We start from the raw sequence: 17,642 nt of genomic DNA on the forward strand, positions 1-17,642 counted from the left end.
ATGTGACCGTCGCCGGCCACCGGAAGCGGCTTCGGCCTACAGGACGGCCATGGCCCGGTCGGTCGGCGCCACGGGAGCCGGCAGGATGGTGCTGCCCATCAGGAACTTGTCCACCGCGGCGGCGCAGGCGCGTCCCTCGGCAATGGCCCAGACGATGAGCGACTGTCCGCGGCCGGCGTCTCCGGCGACGAAGATGCCTTCCGTGTTGGTCATGTAGTAGCCGTCCCGGGCCACGTTGCCGCGGCCGTCGAACTCGGCGCTGACCTGCTCGGTGATCCCGGCCGGTTCCGGGCCGGTGAAGCCCAGGGACAGGAAGACCAGGTCCGCCGGGATGATCCGTTCGGTGCCGGCCTTCGGGAGGCGCTTGCCGTCGACGAATTCGGTCTCGGCCACCTTCACGCCGGTCAGTTTGCCGTTCTCGCCGACGAACTCCACGGTGGAGGCGAGGTAGGTGCGTTCGCCGCCTTCCTCGTGGGCGCTGGCAACTTCGAACAGGGTGGGGAACGTCGGCCACGGCTGGTGGCTGGCGCGCTCGGCCGGGGGCTGCTTGCCGATCGCCAGGGTGGTGACGGACGCGGCCTGGTGCCGGTGCGCGGTGCCGAGGCAGTCCGCGCCGGTGTCGCCGCCGCCGAGGATGATCACGTGCTTGCCGGCGGCGTTGATCTCGTTCTCGACCGTCTCCCCCGCCACCACACGGTTGGCCGGGACGAGGTAGTCCATCGCGAAGTGCACGCCCTCGAGTTCGCGGCCCGGGATCGGCAGGTCACGCGGGACCGTGGCGCCGGTGGCGATGACGACGGCGTCGTAACGGCGGCGCAGCTGCTCCCAGGTCACGTCCGTGCCGACGGCGACGCCGGTCCGGAAGCGGGTGCCTTCGGCCTTCATCTGCTCCAGGCGGCGGTCCACGTGCTCTTTTTCCATCTTGAAATCGGGGATCCCGTAGCGCAGGAGGCCGCCGATCTTGTCGTCGCGCTCGTAGACGGCGACGGTGTGGCCCACCCGGGTCAGCTGCTGCGCGACGGCGAGCCCGGCGGGGCCGGAGCCGACGACGGCGACCGTCTTGCCGCTGAGGCGGGCCGGCGGCAGCGGGTTGACCCAGCCGTTCTCGAAGGCCTGGTCCACGATCGAGACCTCGACCTGCTTGATGGTCACGGCGGGCTGGTTGATGCCCAGCACGCAGGACGCCTCGCAGGGGGCCGGGCAGAGCCGGCCGGTGAACTCGGGGAAATTGTTGGTGGCGTGCAGCCGCTCCATCGCTTCCTCGCCCTTGTCCCGCCAGATGAGGTCGTTCCACTCCGGGATGAGGTTGCCCAGCGGGCAGCCCTGGTGGCAGAACGGCACGCCGCAGTCCATGCACCGGCCGGCCTGCGCCTTCAGGACACCCTTTTCCTGGGCCTCATAGACTTCCTTCCAGTCCATGATGCGGACCGGAACGGGACGGCGGGGCTGGGTTTCGCGCTGACGTACTTTCAGAAATCCGCGTGGATCAGCCACCGGTCACCTCCAGGATTCGAGACCAAACTTCTTCGCCGTCGGGGTCAAGGCCCTCTTCGATAGCGTCGAGACGGGTTTGCAGGACGGCCGCGTAGTCGCGCGGCAGCACCTTGGTTATACGGGCTGCGGTGTCGTCGAAGTTCTCCAGCAGCCGCGCCGCGAGCAACGATTCGGTCTCCTCGGAGTGCTTCAGCAGCAGCCCATGGACAATTTCACGGTCCTCGGCGTCCAGTTCGCACAGCTGCAGCTCGCCGGCTTCGAGGGCCTGCTTGTTGACGCGTTCGGTCTGCAGGTCCAGCACATAGGCGGTGCCGCCGGACATGCCGGCACCGAAGTTGCGGCCGGTGCGCCCGATGATGAGCACCTGGCCGCCGGTCATGTACTCGCAGCCGTGGTCGCCGATTCCCTCGACCACCGCGGTGGCGCCGGAGTTGCGGACCATAAAGCGTTCGCCGACCTGGCCGCGCAGGAACATCTCGCCGCTGGTGGCGCCGTAGCCGATCACGTTGCCAGCGATCACATTGCGCTCGGCCGGGAACACGTTGGTGCGGTCCGGCCGGACGATGATGCGCCCGCCGGAAAGGCCCTTGCCGACGTAGTCGTTGGAGTCACCGAACATCCGCAGCGTGATGCCGGCCGGCAGGAACGCACCGAGCGACTGGCCGGCGGTGCCGGTCAGCGTGATGTCGATGGTGTCCGTCGCCAGCACGTCCGTGCTGAAGGTCTTGGTGACCACGTGGCCCAGCATCGTGCCGACGGAGCGGTCCGTGTTGATGACGTTGACGGCGATCTTGACCGGGGTGCGGTCGCTCAGGGCCTCCGCGGCCATCACCATCAGGCGCTGGTCAAAGTGCTTGTCCAGCTCGTGGTTCTGGCCGGTGAGGTTGCGCAGCGGGGCGTCGTCGTCGAACTCGAGCCCGTGCAGGATCGGGTCCAGGTCCAGCCCTTCGGCCTTCCAGTGGTTGATCGCCTCGCGGGTGTCGAGCATTTCGGCGTGGCCGATCGCTTCCTCGATGCTGCGGAAGCCCAGCTCGGCCAGGATCTCGCGGACTTCCTCGGCAAGGAACTCGAAGAAGTTGACCACGAATTCCGGCTTGCCGTTGAAGCGGGAGCGCAGCTCCGGGTTCTGCGTCGCGACGCCCACCGGGCAGGTGTCGAGGTGGCAGACGCGCATCATGATGCAGCCGGAGACCACCAGCGGGGCGGTGGCGAAACCGAACTCCTCGCCGCCGAGCAGCGCGGCAATCACCACGTCGCGGCCGGTCTTGAGCTGGCCGTCCACCTGCACCACCACGCGGTCACGCAGGCCGTTGAGCATCAGGGTCTGCTGGGTCTCGGCGAGGCCCAGCTCCCACGGGACACCGGCATGCTTGAGCGAGTTCAGCGGCGAGGCGCCGGTGCCGCCGTCGTGCCCGGAGACCAGGACGACGTCGGCCTTGGCCTTCGTGACGCCGGCGGCCACCGTGCCGATCCCGACCTCGGAGACCAGCTTGACGTGCACCCGCGCCGAGGGGTTGGCCCGCTTCGCGTCGTAGATCAGCTGGGCGAGGTCCTCGATCGAGTAGATGTCGTGGTGCGGGGGCGGGGAGATGAGCCCGACGCCGGGCGTCGAGTGCCGCGTCCGGGCCACCCAGGGGTAGACCTTTTGCGCCATCAGCTGGCCGCCTTCGCCGGGCTTGGCACCCTGCGCCATCTTGATCTGGATGTCATCGGCGTTGGTCAGGTACAGGCTCGTCACGCCGAAACGGCCGGACGCGATCTGCTTGACCGCCGAGCGGCGGGTCGGGTCCAGCAGCCGGTCCACGTCCTCGCCGCCTTCACCGGTGTTGGACTTGCCGCCCAGCCGGTTCATGGCGATCGCGAGGGTTTCGTGGGCCTCCTGCGAGATGGAGCCGTAGCTCATCGCGCCGGTGGAGAACCGCTTGACGATGCTGGAGACGGACTCCACTTCCTCGAGCGGGACCGCGGGGCGCAGCCCGGCCTTGAACTTCAGCAGCCCGCGCAGGGTCATGAGGTTCTCGGACTGGTCGTCCACGCCGCGGGTGTAGGACTTGAAGATGTCGTAGCGGCGCTCACGCGTGGCGTGCTGCAGCCGGAACACGGTCTCCGGGTTGAACAGGTGCGGCTCGCCGTCGCGGCGCCACTGGTACTCGCCGCCGCCCATCAGGGCCTGATGAGGCTGCTCGATGCCGTTTTCGGGGTACGCCATCCGGTGGCGCGCCGCGACCTCGGCCGCGATGACGTCCAGGCCGACGCCGCCGAGCTGGGAGTGCGTGCCTGAGAAGTACTCGTCGACCAGGTCCTGGCCGAGGCCCAGGGCCTCGAAGGTCTGGGCGCCGGTGTAGGAGGCCACGGTGGAGATGCCCATCTTGGACATGATCTTCAGGACGCCCTTGCCGAGGCCCTTGATCAGGTTGTAGACGCCGTCCTGCGCGGTGACCCCGAGGACGTCGCCGGTGGTGATGAGCTGTTCCACGGATTCCATGGCCAGGTACGGGTTCACGGCGGAGGCGCCGTAGCCGATCAGCACGGCCACGTGGTGCGTCTCGCGGACGTCGCCGGCCTCGACCACCAGGGCGGTCTTGGTGCGGTTGGCGCTGCGCAGCAGGTGGTGGTGCACGGCGCTGACCAGCAGCAGGGACGGGATCGGCGCCCACTGGGCGTTCGAGTCACGGTCCGAGAGCACGACGTACTGGACGCCGCGGTTGATGGCGCCGGAGACCTGCTCGCAGATTTCGGTCAGCCGGGCGCGGAGCGCGTTCTCGCCGCCTTCGGGGCGGTAGAGGCCGCGGACCTTCATGGCGACCTTGTCGCCGTCGGCGTTCTCGATGTTCGCGATCTTGGCGAGCTGGTCGTTGTTGATCACCGGGAACGGCAGCGAAACCTGCGGCTGGCGGACCTGCTTGGTGTCCAGCAGGTTGCCGTTGGGCCCGATCGCGCAGGTCAGCGAGGTGACGAGTTCCTCGCGGATGGCGTCCAGCGGCGGGTTGGTGACCTGCGCGAAGGACTGCACAAAGTAGTCGAACAGCAGCCGGGGCCGCTTCGAGAGGACGGCCACGGGGGTGTCCGAGCCCATCGCGCCGAGCGGCTCGGCGCCCGTGCGGGACATCGGGCCGAGCAGGATCTTCAGTTCCTCGGTGGTGTAGCCGAAGGTGCGCTGGCGGATGTTGACCGACGCAGCGGTGTGCACCACGTGCTCGCGCTCGGGCAGGTCCTTGAGGTCGATCAGGTTTTCTTTGACCCAGTCGGCCCAGGGGTTGGCTGCCGCGACCTCGGCCTTGACCTCGGCGTCGCTGATGATCCGGCCGGCGTCGGTGTCCACGAGGAACATCTTGCCGGGTGAGACGCGGCCCTTTTTGACCACCTTGGAGGGTTCGACGTCGATCACGCCGACCTCGGAGGCGAAGATGATCAGGCCGTCCTCGGTGATCCAGAACCGGCCCGGGCGCAGGCCGTTGCGGTCCAGGGTGGCGCCGACGAGGTTGCCGTCGGTGAAGGACACGGCGGCGGGGCCGTCCCACGGTTCCATCAGCAGCGAGTGGTACTCGTAGAAGGCGCGGCGGGCCGGGTCCATCGTGGCGTGGTTTTCCCAGGCCTCGGGGATCATCATCATGATCGAGTGGGTGATCGGCCGGCCGGAGAGCCAGAGCAGTTCCGCGACCTCGTCGAAGGACGCCGAGTCGGAGGCCCCCGGGGTGCAGATCGGGTAGAGCTCCTCGGGTGAGTCCCCCAGCAGCGGGTTGGCCAGCTGCGACTGGCGGGCGCGCATCCAGTTCCGGTTGCCCTTGACCGTGTTGATTTCGCCGTTGTGGGCGATGGTCCGGAACGGTTGGGCCAGCGGCCAGGACGGGAAGGTGTTGGTGGAGAAGCGTGAGTGGACGATCGCGAGCTTGGTCTTAAAGCGCTTGTCCGACAGGTCCGGATAGAACGGCTCGAGCTGGGCCGTGGTCAGCATGCCCTTGTAGACGATGGTCCGGGAGGACAGTGACGGGAAGTACACGCCGAACTTGTTCTGCGCCCGCTTCCGGATGCGCCAGGCACGCGAGTCGAGTTCGTTGCGCTCCAGCTCTTCCCCGGTGCTGGAGGCAAAGAACGGCTGGGAGAAGTAGGGCATGCAGGCCCGGGCCATCGCCCCGACCAGGTCGGCGACGATCGGCACTTCGCGCCAGCCGAGGACCTTCAGGCCCTCGTCGGCGGCGAGGCCCTCGATGCCGGCCTTGGCGGCGTCGGATTCGCGCTGCTCCGCGGGGAGGAACGCGGTGCCGGCGACAAACTGGCCGGGGGCGGGAAGTTCGAAGTCGGTCACGGCGCGGAAGAATTCGTCCGGGATCTGCATGAGCAGTCCGGCGCCGTCGCCGGTGCCTTCGTCGGCGCCCACGGCACCGCGGTGCTCAAGGTTTCGCAGGGCCGTCAGGGCGGCATCAACGATGTCATAACCCGGTTCCCCCCGCAGCGTGGCGATGATGGCGAGGCCGCAGGCGTCCTTCTCCTGCTCGGGGTTGTAGAGCCCGGCCGCTTCGGGCAGCGCCGCGAAGCGCTTGAAGGGTGACATGGCGGGCTGCTGGGGCTCGCTAGGGTCGGACCAACTGGGGCTGTGCAGGGTTTGGGTCATGGGAGACGTCCTTCCTCCTGATCGTGCGTATGGGAGGGACAACATTGGCCCGCATCGGTGCGCCGGTGTGATGGGCACAACAAAGTATTTTCTTACTCGAATTGTAGGTCAGGGCCGCCTTCTGCACTAACAGTTACGCGACCACAGACCCGGGTTTGCGCGAACCGCAACACTCTGCAGTCCGCTGCGTTCCCTGCTGCCACGACGCTGTGGATACGGGCCCTGCGAGGGGTGACTCCGCGGCCCGGTTTGCCGGCGCTGAGCTACTTGGTGCCCTCAGCTTCCGGCGCGGTTCCGGTGGCCTGGTGGCCGGGTGCTCCGGCCACCGGTACTCCGGTGGCGGGCTTGGTGCCGCCGGTGGATTCCTTTGACGCTTCAGCTGGGGCGGAAACGTGGCCTGGACCGCTTTGGTTATCAGGGAGATTATCACGCGATTCACTATCTGAGACAGCAGAATCCGAATGGCGGACATTGTCACCGTCGGCCGGCACGGTGGCCGGCACCTTGTCCGCCGTGTCATCCCCGGTGCCAGAGCGCGCCGTGTGCGCGTCAGTGCCGCCGTCGGAGCCGCGGACGGCGTCAGTGCCGCCGTCCGTGCCGGCGTCCGTGTCCGTACGGGCGTCGGATTCGGACGGTTCGTGTCCGGGCAGGTAGACCGTGTCGGGTTCCGTGGGCTTGCGCAGTCCCAGGAGGATGAACGCGGCCAGTGCGCCCAGCAGGACGAAGATGCTGGTCCACACGTTCAGCCGGGTGGTGATGCCGAAGAGGCTGATCAGCTCGGCGTCGTCGATCCGCATCGCCTCGATCCAGACCCGGCCCAGCGTGTAGTAGACCGCGTACAGGCAGAACAGGCGGCCGCGGCGGAACCGGAACTTGCGGTCCAGCAGCAGCAGGATGCCGACGCCGGCGAAGTTCCAGAGGGATTCGTACAGGAAGGTCGGGTGGAAGAGCGTGTCCGCGGCCATGCCCGGAGGGAAGTTCGGGTTCTCGGCGTCGATCTGCAGGCCCCATGGCAGGGTGGTGGGCCCGCCGAAGAGTTCCTGGTTGAAGTAGTTGCCCCAGCGCCCGATGGCCTGGGCCAGCAGCAGTCCGGGAGCCGCGGCGTCCATAAAAGCACTCAGTTTGACGCCCGCCTTGCGGCAGCCGATCCACGCACCCACGGCGCCCAGCAGCACGGCGCCCCAGATGCCCAGCCCGCCGCGCTGGAGCTGCGGGATCAGGGACAGGTCACCGGTGCCGTCGAAGCCGGGGCCGAAGTACGCGTCCGGGGAGGAGACCACGTGGTAGAGCCGTCCGCCGATGATGCCGAACGGGATGGCCCAGATGGCGATGTCCCAGACGCTGCCCTCGGGGGCGCCGCGCTTGGTCCAGCGCACGGAGGTGAGCCAGAGGCCGGCGATGATGCCGAGCAGGATGCACAGGGCATAGGCGTGGATGCGCAGTGACCCCCACGGCAGCGGGATGTCGAAACCGGACCAGTCCGGGCTCGGAATGCTCGCGGGGATCATCGCCGCCGCGTGGAGGACTGACTGCATTGCTTAGGCTTCTTCCCTGGTAAGGCCGGTGCTGAGGTCTTTCGTCAAGGACGCTACCGCGTCCACGCCGCCGTCGCCGATGGCGACGACCAGCGCGGTGCCCACAATCACGCCGTCCGCGTAGGCGGCGATCTCCCGGACCTGGTCCGCGTTGGACACGCCCAGCCCGACGCAGACGCGTTCGGCGCCGGCGGCGTGCGCGGCGGCCACCACGTCCTTGGCCGCGGAGCTGACCGAGGTGCGGGCGCCGGTGACGCCCATGATCGACACGGCGTAGACGAAGCCGCGGCTTGCCTCCACGGTGCGCTTCATCCGCTCCGGCGAGGACGACGGGGCCACCAGGAACACCCGGTCCAGGCCGTACTTGTCCGAGGCTGCCATCCATTCCGATGCCTCGTCCGGGATCAGGTCCGGGGTGATGAGCCCGGCCCCGCCGGCGTCGGCCAGCTGGCGGGAGAATTCCTCCACGCCCATCCGGACCACGGGGTTCCAGTAGGTCATGACCAGCACGGCGGCGTCGGTCTTGCTGGTGATGCCGCGGACGACGTCGAAGACCTGCTTGACGTGGAAGCCCTTGGCGAGGGCCTCGGTCGTCGCGGCCTGGATGACCAGGCCGTCCATGACCGGGTCGGAGTACGGGATGCCGATTTCGATCAGGTCCGCGCCGTTTTCCGCGAGGGCGATGCCGGCGGCGATGGTCTCCTCGACGCTCGGGTAGCCGGCGGGCAGGTAGCCGATCAGGGCCGCGCGGCCCTGGGCCTTGGCGCGGTCGATGGCCGCGGCCGACTTGCTGGCGTTCCGGGCGGTGCCCGGGTCCTGGACGGTGCTCACAGCTGCTCCCCCTCTTTGGCGATCTCGTGTTCGGGTGAATCCTTGTCCAGCAGGTCGAACCATTCCGCGGCGGTGGCCACGTCCTTGTCGCCGCGGCCGGAAAGGTTCACGAGCACGATCTTCTCTGACGCATCGCCGGATGCTCCGGCTTCGGCGGCCAGCCGCTGGCCGACCTTCATGGCGCCGGCCAGGGCGTGTGCGGACTCGATGGCCGGGATGATGCCCTCGGTGCGGCACAGCAGCCGGAACGCGTCCATGGCCTCGCTGTCCGTGATGGGCTCGTAGCTGACCCGTCCGATGTCCGCGAGGTAGGAGTGCTCCGGACCGACGCCGGGGTAGTCCAGGCCCGCCGAGATGGAGTGCGATTCGATGGTCTGGCCGTCGTCGTCCTGCATGAGGTACGAGCGGGCGCCGTGCAGCACGCCGGGCTTGCCGAGCGTGATGGTGGCGGCGTGGCGGCCGGTTTCGACGCCCTCGCCGCCGGCCTCGAAGCCGTAGATCCTGACCGAGGGATCGTCCAGGAAGCCGTGGAAGATGCCGATGGCGTTGGAGCCGCCGCCGATGCAGGCGCAGACGGCGTCGGGCAGCCGGCCGGTCTGCTCCAGGATCTGGGCGCGGGCCTCCTCGCCGATGACCTCGTGGAAGTAGCGGACCATGGCCGGGAACGGGTGCGCGCCGGCGGCGGTGCCCAGCAGGTAGTGGGTGTTGTCAACGTTGGCGACCCAGTCGCGGAGCGCCTCGTTGATGGCGTCCTTGAGGGTCTGGGAGCCGTTGGTCACCGGGATGACGGTGGCTCCGAGGAGCTCCATCCGGGCCACGTTGAGAGCCTGCCGGCGGCAGTCCTCGGCGCCCATGTAGACGACGCATTCCAGGCCCATCAGGGCCGCGGCGGTGGCGCTGGCGACGCCGTGCTGGCCGGCGCCGGTTTCGGCGATGACGCGGGTCTTGCCCATGCGCTTGGCCAGCAGTGCCTGGCCCAGAACGTTGTTGATCTTGTGCGAGCCGGTGTGGTTGAGGTCCTCGCGCTTGAGGAAGATCCGGACTCCCCCGGCGTGCTCGGCGAAGCGCTTGGCCTCGGTCAGCAGCGAAGGCCGGCCGGAGTAGTTCTTGTTCAGCTCCGCGATCTGCGCGGTGAACTCGGGGTCCGCCTTGGCTTTCTCGAAGGTGTCCTCGAGCTCATCCAGGGCCGCGATGAGTGACTCCGGCATCCATCGGCCGCCGTAGGAGCCGAAGTAGGGTCCGGGGGCGTGCCGCAGGGATTCTCCGCCCTGCAGGAACGCGTCCACGGCGCTTTCGTCTGAGCCGGCTGCTGGCGCATCGACCATCGGTCTCACCATCCTGTTCCACTGTTGATTAGATCTGGGTGCCGCACGGAGGCGCTGCCGGCGTCCCGACGGGAGGTGCCCCGCAGGAAGCGCTGGTCAGGAACGTGCGGCGATTGCTTCGGCTCCGGCGGCCATGAATTCGGCGATCCGCTCCCGCGGGGTCGCGTCGCTGACCAGGGCCTCGCCGACGAGGACCGCGTTGGCGCCGTTCGCGGCGTAGTGCCGGACGTCGTCGACGCCCCGCACGCCCGATTCCGCGATGACGAGCGCACCGGCGGGGATGCCTCCGGCGAGTTCGGCGAAAACGGAACGGTCGACGTCGAGCGTCTTGAGGTTGCGCACGTTGACGCCGATGATCCGGGCTTCGGCGGCAACCGCCCGCTCGATTTCCTCGGCGGTGTGCGTCTCGACCAGCACGTTCATGCCGAGTTCGCGGCTGAGGGCGCTGAACTCGCCCAGCTGCGCGTCGGACAGAGACGCCACTATCAGCAGGATCAGGTCGGCCCCGTGTGCCCGGGCCTCCCAGATCTGGTACTCGTCGATCATGAAGTCCTTGCGCAGCAGCGGAGTGTCCACGGCGGCCCGGACGGCGTCGAAATCGGCGAGGGAGCCGTTGAAGCGGCGCTGTTCGGTCAGGACGCTGATCGCGGACGCGCCGCCCTCGGCGTACTGCACGGCGAGCGAGGCGGGATCCGCGATGCTCGCGAGATCGCCCTTGGAGGGGCTGCGGCGCTTGATTTCGGCGATGACTTTCAGCTCCCCGCGCGACGCCGAGGCCCCGCCCAGGGCGGTCCAGGCGTCGCGGGCCGGAGCCGCCGCGGCGGCGCGCTCCTTCAGTTCCGCGAGCGTGACGAGGCGCTGACGGGCCTCCATATCCTCCCTGACACCGGCATTGATGTCATCGAGAACAGTCACCCTTAGTGGCCGGAGTTCTTCAGCTTGCTGCCGCCCACGCCGTATCCGGCCTTGCGCATGATGAAGCCGATGACCAGGCCAATCAGCATCACAACGCCGCCCGCGATGAAGATCGGGGTGTTGGCGATGACAAAGGCGATGGACATGATGAGGGCGCCGACGAGCATGACGAAAACCGTGGTCCAGGCGGCCGGGCTGTTGCCGTGGCCGGTCGGTTCGCGGTGATCGATGTCGTCGTAGGAGTAGCCGGTCCCGGCAGCGGGCTTGGGGGCGGAAACAGATGCTTTGCTCATTGAAATCTCCTCAGGGTAAATACTGCTTACATTCTGCCATTTATTGGCGGCGCTATTGTCCGGGTTACTGGCCGCGTCACCGGCCTCGACGCCGGCTGCGCTACTGGGCCAGCACGCGGTACCGGCTCAGGTGGGGTCGTCACCGCGTGACAACCGGTCCCAGCTGTCGATCTCGTCCGCCGGCCCGGCGGGCGCCGCGGAGCCGCCGGCGACGGCACCCGTGGCGGCGGTGTCATATTTCGTGCGCGATTTCCAGTAGCGGCCCGCCGGGATGACCAGCAGGGCACTGAGCCCCAGCAGCGTGCCGGCGACGACGGCGAAGGCCGGGAACACCGTGACGTCCACCTGCACGTCGCTGCCGGTGATCCCGGTGGCGGCGGCGATGGAGCCCTGGGCGGCGGCCAGCGGGTCCGCGATGACGACCGCGGCCGCGCTGACGATGCCGGCGGCGGCCAGCAGGATGAGCACCGTGATGATCCAGCGGCCGATCCGGCCGGCAATCGACACGGCGAGTCCGCCGGCGAGGGCCACCAGCGCCAGCGCCGTCACCGTGGTCGCGGCCTTGCTGCCCTGCACCTGCAGGCCGTCCTGGCTGTCGACGGCCGCCCCGAGCTGGGCCGGGTCGAGGTGGACGGTGAGCCAGGTCTGCGTGGTGGTGCCGAAGACGGCCAGCGCCAGGGCGGCGATGGCCAGCACCAGGGTGGATTTCCGGGCCCAGCGGGGAACGGCGGGGCTGGTGCTCCTGACCGTGGTGCCGCTCATGCCTGCGTCCCGGCGTCGGAGATGGAATCCGGCGTGATGTTGCGCAGCGACCGGGCCGTGTGGACGGCCCGCATCGGGGCGGCGGCCTTGTTGACGGTTTCCAGGGCCTCGGTGGCGTTCACCGAGTCGGCCACGATGCCGCCGCCGGCCTGCACGTAGGCGCGGCCTTCCCGCAGCAGGGCCGAGCGGATGGCGATGGCCATGTCCATGTCACCGGCGAAGTCCAGGTAGCCCACCACTCCCCCGTAGATCCCGCGGCGGTGCGGCTCCAGCTCGTCGAGCAGGCGCAGCGCGCGGGGTTTGGGGGCCCCGGACAGCGTTCCGGCCGGGAAGGTCGCCTTCAGCACGTCGTAGGCCTTGGCGGTGGGCGCGAGTTTGCCGACCACGGTGGAGACCAGGTGCATGATGTGGCTGAAGCGTTCGACCTCCATGAACTGGGTGACGTCGACGGTGCCGGCCACGCAGACCTTGGACAGGTCGTTGCGGGACAGATCCACCAGCATCAGGTGCTCGGCGCGTTCCTTCTCGTCCGCCAGGAGCTCCTCGGCCAGGGCCTTGTCCGCCTCCACGGTTTTGCCGCGCGGCCGGGAACCGGCGATGGGGTGGGTGATGACTTCCTCGCCGGTCACGGTCACCAGCGCCTCCGGGGAGGACCCGACAATGGAGTACTGCCGGCCGTTGGCGTCCTCGAGGCTGAAGATGTACATGTACGGGCTGGGGTTGGTGTTCCGCAGCACCCGGTAGACATCCAGCGGGTCGGCGCCGCATTCCATTTCGAAGCGGCGCGAGATGACCACCTGGAAGACCTCGCCGTCGACGATCGCTTCCTTGCTGCGGTCCAGGGCAGCAAGGTAGTCCGTCTCGTCCCAGCGTTCCTGCACGCTGGAGGCGAAGTCCAGGGCGGCGGGGTCCAGCACGGAGACCGGCTGCTTGACGGGCGTGCTGACCTGCGCCAGCAGGGCCTTGACCCGGGCGACGGCGTCATGCCAGGCCTCGTCGACCCGTTCGGTGCTGTTGTCGAAGTTGATCGCGTTGGCAATCAGCAGCACGGTGCCGTCCATGTTGTCGTGCACCGCCATGTCCGTGACGAGGTTGAGCGCCATTTCCGGCAGCTCCAGATCGTCCTCGGGCGGGCTGGTGAGCTTCTCCCAGTGCCGGACGGTTTCCCAGCCGAGGAAGCCGACCAGGCCGGAGGTGAACGGCGGAAGGCCGTCGAAACGGTCGGTGCGGAGGGCCTCGACGGTGTCGCGGATGGCGTCCACCGGGCTGCCGCCCAGCGGAACGCCGACGGGCGGTTCGCCAAGCCAGTGCGCCTGGCCGTCCTTGGTGGTCAGGGTGGCCCGTGAGCGGGCGCCGATGAAGGAGTAGCGGGACCAGGAGCCGCCGACGGCCGCGGATTCCATCAGGAACGTGCCGGGCTGGCCCTGGGCGAGTTTGCGGTACAGCCCGATCGGGGTTTCGGCGTCAGCCAGCACCTTCAGCCGGACGGGGATGACACGGCTGTGGCCTGCGAGTTCACGGAACTCCTCCAGGCCCGGGCTGATGATTCCAAGGTCCTGCATGGCTGTGGTTTCCGCCTGTTCTTTCAGTGGTCCTGAAGGTTGAGTGTCTGGGGTGGTGGCCCGGTGCTGCTGTGTCGGGCGGCTGTGCGCCGCCGTCAGCTGCCGGGCCGGCCAGCGCTTGCCGGGCTAGCCGGCGCGTACCGGGTCAGCCGGCGTGGCCGGTGACGACGTCGAGGCCGCGGCCCTCGAAGCAGGTCCGGGTCCCGGTGTGGCAGGCCGCGCCGACCTGATCCACACGGACCAGCAGCGCGTCGCCGTCGCAGTCCATCGCGAGGGATTTGACCCACTGCACGTGGCCGGAGGTGTCCCCCTTGCGCCAGTACTCCTGGCGGGAGCGGGAGTAGAACGTCACCCGGCCGCTGGTCATGGTGCGGTGCAGGGCCTCGTCGTCCATCCAGCCCAGCATGAGCACCTCGTTGGTGTCGTACTGCTGCACGATCGCTGCGACCAGGCCGGCGCTGTCGCGCTTCAGTGCCTCGGCGAGGCCCGCCGGGAGCGGGCTTGCGGGCGCGGGCTGGCCGGGAACGGCGGTGCCAACGGGCTCGCCCGTGACGGTGGTTCCATCAGCGGGGCTTCCAGTAATAAGGGCGGGGGCGGGCTGCTCAGACATCAGCTCAAGTCTAGTGCCTCGGCGCGGGGCGCCGCCCAGTTCCCCGGCGCCCCGCTTAACATCAGCGTCACCGGGGCGCGGATCACTTCCCCGGGGCCGAAACGACGGCGGTTCAGGTGCGCACGCGCCGTCGTCTCGTGCTAGTTTCACAAGTGATGTATTTCGTCGATCCCTCCCGAGAAGTTCTGGCCGAAACCTTGCTGGCGGCCGGTCCTGACTCCCCCACGCTCTGTAAGGGCTGGCGTACCAGGGACCTTGCTGCCCATCTGTACCTGCGCGAGCGGAAAGCCGCCGTCGGACTCGGCCTGCTGATCAAGCGGCTGGCCAAGGCGTCGGACCAGGCCACGGCCGCGCTGGCGGCCAAGCTCACGACGCCGGAGGAGTACAACAAGCTGGTCAACTCCTTCCGCGCCGGTCCCTCCGCGTTCTCGCCGATGAAGATCAAGGCCGTGGACGAAAGCGCCAACCTGATCGAATATTTCGTCCACACCGAGGACGTCCGCCGCGCCGTGGACCGCTGGGCGCCGCGCGCCCTCGATGAGGAGTATTCGGACGCCCTCTGGGATGAATTGGTGAAGCGTGCGGCCATCCTCTACCGCGGCGTGGACCTCGGTATCGTGCTGGTGCGCCCCTCCGGCCCCCGGCACGTCGCCAAGCGCGCCCCGGTCTCCGTGGCGATCGTCGGTGAACCGGGCGAACTCCTGATGCACGCGCACGGGCGCACCCGCCACGCGCTCGTGACCTTCGAAGGCCAGCCGGACGCCGTCGCGCTCCTGCAGTCCGCCGAAGTCGGGCTCTAGGCCCCCACGCACAACGCAGCAACGCGGGGTCACCTACCGCCCAAAATCCCCTCCGGGATGGGCGGTACGTGACCCCGCGTTGCGTTAAGCCGCTGGGCGGTGGTGCGGGTCAGCGGACTTCGAAGCCGGCGTCGCGGATCGCGGCCTTGACCTGGGCGATCATGTCCAGCGGGCCGAAGTGGAAGACGGACGCGGCAAGCACCGCGTCGGCGCCGGCCGCTACGGCCGGCGGGAAGTGCTCCGGTTTGCCGGCCCCGCCGGACGCGATGAGCGGAACCTTGACCGCGGCCCGCGCGAGGCGGATCAGTTCCAGGTCGAAGCCGTCCTTGGTGCCGTCGGCGTCGATCGAGTTCAGCAGGATCTCCCCGACCCCGCGGTCGGCCGCTTCGCGGGCCCAGGCGATCGCGTCGATCCCGGTGCCCTGGCGGCCGCCGTGGGTGGTGACCTCGAAGCCGGAGGCGGTGGGCTGCGACCCGGGGCGGGTGCGCCGCGCGTCGAGGGACAGCACCAGCACCTGGGACCCGAAGTGCCGGGTGATCTCGTCGATCACGTCGGGCCGGGCGACGGCGGCGGTGTTGATCGCGGCTTTGTCGGCACCGTAGCGCAGGAGCTTGTCCACTTCGGCCACGCCGCGGACGCCGCCGCCGACGGTCAGCGGGATGAAGACTTCCTCGGCGGTCCGCCGGACGACGTCGAAGGTGGTCTCCCGGTTGCCCGAGGACGCCGTGACGTCAAGGAAGGTCAGCTCGTCGGCGCCGCCGTTGTCGTAGCGGTGCGCCAGCTCCACCGGGTCCCCGGCGTCGCGCAGGCCTTCGAAGTTGATGCCCTTGACGACGCGGCCGGCGTCGACGTCCAGGCACGGGATAACGCGGACGGCTACAGCCATGACTTCTCCTGGTATTCGCTTACGAAAGGTTGACGCGCGCTGATCAGATGCGGCAGGCGTGGATCGTGCTGACCAGGATGGCGCGGGCGCCGAGGTCGTAGAGCTCGTCCATGATCCGGTTGGTCTGCTTCTTCGGCACCATCGAGCGGACGGCCACCCAGTCCGAATCGCGCAGCGGCGAGACCGTGGGCGATTCCAGGCCGGGCGTGAGGGCCGCGGCTTCTTCCACGAGTTCCTTGCGGATGTCGTAGTCCATCATGACGTACTGGTGCGCCACGAGGACGCCCTGGAGCCGGCGGATCAGCACGTCCGCGGCCGGGTTCTGCTCGCCCTTGCGGCCGATGAGGACGGCTTCGGAGTGCAGGATGGGCAGCCCGAAGATCTCCATGCCGGCAGCCTTGAGCGTGTTGCCGGTTTCGACGACGTCGGCGATCGCGTCCGCGACGCCGAGGCGCACGGAGGATTCGACGGCGCCGTCGAGGCGGACGACCTTGGCCTTGATGCCGCGCTCGGCGAGGTAGCCGCGGAGCAGCCCGTCGTAGCTGGTGGCGAGGCGCTTGCCTTCGAGCTGTTCGACCGTGGCGAAGTCGCCGACCGGGCCGGCGAAGCGGAAGGTGGAGGCGGCGAAGCCCAGCGGGAGCAGTTCCTCGGCCTCCACCTCGGCGTCCAGGAGCAGGTCGCGGCCGGTGATGCCGACGTCGAGCGTGCCCTGGCCGACGTAGACGGCGATGTCGCGGGGACGGAGGAAGAAGAATTCAATGTCGTTGTCCGGGTCCAGCATGACCAGCTCGCGGGTGTCGCGACGCTGGCGGTAGCCGGCCTCGGCGAGCATGGCGGAGGCGGCTTCGGACAGGGATCCCTTGTTCGGGACGGCAACTCTCAGCATGGGGAAGTCTTTCTTGGTCGTGACGTAGTCCATTCAGAAACAGTTCGTTCATCAACATTTGTTGAGGAACATCCGTTCAGGAACAGCCAGTCCGGGGTCAGTCAGTTCAGGCACAGCGGGCCACGCTATACACCGGAATCGCAGGTCAGGGCCTGGCGGGGTCCGGCGCGGACGTGGCTAGAGATGCTTGTAGACGTCTTCCAGGGTGAGTCCTTTGGCGAGCATCAGAACCTGCAGGTGATAGAGCAGCTGCGAGATTTCCTCGGCGGCGGCTTCATCGGATTCGTACTCGGCAGCCATCCAGACCTCGGCTGCTTCCTCCACGACTTTCTTGCCGATGCCGTGGACTCCGGAATCCAGTTCGGCGACGGTGCGGGAGCCCTCCGGACGGACGGCTGCCTTCTCACTCAGTTCTGCGAACAGCGATTCGAAATTCTTCACGCCCTCCAGCCTACTTGCTCGCGGCCGGAGGGCGCCTGCCGGGCCCTTGCATGACGGCGGGGATGTGAGCGATTGCACATTGGTCGGGCCGAGTCGGGTCGGGTCGGGGTCCGGCCGTGCCCCGCGGGGCACGGCCGGACCTGGTGCGTGCGGGCTTAGCTGAACTGCTTGAGCGTCACCGCGGTGGCCAGGGCGGCGGTGACGGCCTCGTGGCCCTTGTCCTCGGTGGAGCCGGGCAGCCCGGCGCGGTCGATGCCCTGCTGTTCCGTGTCGCAGGTCAGCACGCCGAAGCCGACCGGGATGCCGGTGCGCACCGAGACCTCGGTGAGGCCCAGGGTGGCCGCCTCGCAGACGTACTCGAAGTGGGGGGTTCCGCCGCGGATCACGACGCCGAGCGCCACGACGGCGTCGAAGTGAGGTGCCAGCCGGGCGGCGGCGACGGGGAGCTCGAAGGTGCCGGGGACGCGGAGCACGGTCGGTTCGCTGATGCCGGCGTCCTTCGCCGCGCGCAGGGCGCCGTCCAGCAGCCCGTCCATGATCTGGGTGTGCCAGCTCGCGGCCACGATGGCCAGTTTCAGTCGCGAGGTCTCCTCCGGCTTGAAGGTGCTGAGGTCAATCTGTGGTGCGCCGTGTCCGCTCATCTGGGAATCCTTGTTCTGTTCAGTCGTGGTGTACATGTCGACACGTGTG

15 protein-coding genes are annotated in these 17,642 nt (G+C 68.6%); 1 reads left to right on the plus strand and 14 read right to left on the minus strand.

What is annotated here, in order from left to right; translation table 11 throughout:
• Positions 1–36: 36 nt before the first annotated feature.
• The 10 genes from J2W14_RS12610 to hisI all read right to left on the minus strand — a co-directional run bounded on the left by J2W14_RS12610 (position 37) and on the right by hisI (position 13,939).
• Positions 37–1,494 carry a glutamate synthase subunit beta gene (locus tag J2W14_RS12610; protein ID WP_307462874.1) on the minus strand — a complete coding sequence of 486 codons (1,458 nt, stop codon included), beginning with the start codon at positions 1,492–1,494 and terminating at the stop codon, positions 37–39.
• A complete protein-coding gene (gene gltB / locus J2W14_RS12615) occupies positions 1,487–6,106 on the minus strand; it encodes a glutamate synthase large subunit (protein WP_307462875.1) in 4,620 nt (1,539 codons plus the stop codon). Before gltB ends, J2W14_RS12610 begins: the two co-directional genes overlap by 8 nt.
• A gap of 263 nt (positions 6,107–6,369) precedes the next feature.
• Entirely contained in the window at positions 6,370–7,641 is a 1,272-nt protein-coding gene (gene lgt / locus J2W14_RS12620; protein ID WP_307462877.1) for a prolipoprotein diacylglyceryl transferase, read from the minus strand.
• Between the two features lie 3 nt (positions 7,642–7,644).
• Positions 7,645–8,472: a tryptophan synthase subunit alpha gene (gene trpA / locus J2W14_RS12625; RefSeq protein ID WP_307462878.1), complete on the minus strand. Its 828-nt coding sequence runs from the start codon at positions 8,470–8,472 to the stop codon at positions 7,645–7,647.
• Positions 8,469–9,797, minus strand: a complete 1,329-nt coding sequence (gene trpB / locus J2W14_RS12630) for a tryptophan synthase subunit beta (RefSeq protein WP_307462879.1) — start codon at positions 9,795–9,797, stop codon at positions 8,469–8,471. The genes trpA and trpB overlap by 4 nt, the downstream gene beginning before the upstream one ends.
• A gap of 96 nt (positions 9,798–9,893) precedes the next feature.
• Complete coding sequence (gene trpC, locus J2W14_RS12635) at positions 9,894–10,712, minus strand: indole-3-glycerol phosphate synthase TrpC (RefSeq protein WP_307462881.1); 819 nt, start codon at positions 10,710–10,712, stop codon at positions 9,894–9,896.
• Positions 10,713–10,714: 2 nt separating this feature from the next.
• Positions 10,715–11,005, minus strand: coding sequence for an HGxxPAAW family protein (locus J2W14_RS12640; RefSeq protein WP_307462883.1), 291 nt, complete (start codon positions 11,003–11,005; stop codon positions 10,715–10,717).
• 126 nt (positions 11,006–11,131) lie between these two features.
• Positions 11,132–11,767 (minus strand): Trp biosynthesis-associated membrane protein, encoded by a 636-nt coding sequence (locus J2W14_RS12645; RefSeq protein WP_307462886.1) that lies wholly within the window; start codon positions 11,765–11,767, stop codon positions 11,132–11,134.
• Positions 11,764–13,329, minus strand: a complete 1,566-nt coding sequence (locus J2W14_RS12650) for an anthranilate synthase component I (RefSeq protein ID WP_307462889.1) — start codon at positions 13,327–13,329, stop codon at positions 11,764–11,766. The genes J2W14_RS12645 and J2W14_RS12650 overlap by 4 nt, the downstream gene beginning before the upstream one ends.
• Positions 13,330–13,474: 145 nt before the next feature.
• Positions 13,475–13,939, minus strand: coding sequence for a phosphoribosyl-AMP cyclohydrolase (gene hisI / locus J2W14_RS12655; protein WP_307462891.1), 465 nt, complete (start codon positions 13,937–13,939; stop codon positions 13,475–13,477).
• Between the two features lie 155 nt (positions 13,940–14,094).
• Here hisI and J2W14_RS12660 point away from each other — a divergent pair, with 155 nt between their 5' ends.
• Positions 14,095–14,739 (plus strand): TIGR03085 family metal-binding protein, encoded by a 645-nt coding sequence (locus J2W14_RS12660; protein WP_307463400.1) that lies wholly within the window; start codon positions 14,095–14,097, stop codon positions 14,737–14,739.
• Positions 14,740–14,848: 109 nt separating this feature from the next.
• Here the strand turns inward: J2W14_RS12660 and hisF are convergent, their stop codons facing one another.
• The 4 genes from hisF to ribH all read right to left on the minus strand — a co-directional run bounded on the left by hisF (position 14,849) and on the right by ribH (position 17,593).
• Positions 14,849–15,625 carry an imidazole glycerol phosphate synthase subunit HisF gene (gene hisF, locus J2W14_RS12665; protein WP_307462892.1) on the minus strand — a complete coding sequence of 259 codons (777 nt, stop codon included), beginning with the start codon at positions 15,623–15,625 and terminating at the stop codon, positions 14,849–14,851.
• A gap of 43 nt (positions 15,626–15,668) precedes the next feature.
• Positions 15,669–16,511, minus strand: coding sequence for an ATP phosphoribosyltransferase (gene hisG / locus J2W14_RS12670; protein WP_307463403.1), 843 nt, complete (start codon positions 16,509–16,511; stop codon positions 15,669–15,671).
• A gap of 177 nt (positions 16,512–16,688) precedes the next feature.
• The gene (locus J2W14_RS12675) at positions 16,689–16,952 is read right to left on the minus strand and encodes a phosphoribosyl-ATP diphosphatase (protein ID WP_018772463.1); all 264 of its coding nucleotides are present in this window, start codon (positions 16,950–16,952) and stop codon (positions 16,689–16,691) included.
• A gap of 155 nt (positions 16,953–17,107) precedes the next feature.
• The gene (gene ribH, locus J2W14_RS12680; RefSeq protein ID WP_307462897.1) at positions 17,108–17,593 is read right to left on the minus strand and encodes a 6,7-dimethyl-8-ribityllumazine synthase; all 486 of its coding nucleotides are present in this window, start codon (positions 17,591–17,593) and stop codon (positions 17,108–17,110) included.
• Between the last annotated feature and the right edge of the window lie 49 nt (positions 17,594–17,642).

This window comes from Pseudarthrobacter oxydans (assembly GCF_030812335.1).
In the GTDB taxonomy this organism is placed as follows: Bacteria; Actinomycetota; Actinomycetes; order Actinomycetales; family Micrococcaceae; genus Arthrobacter; species Arthrobacter oxydans_B.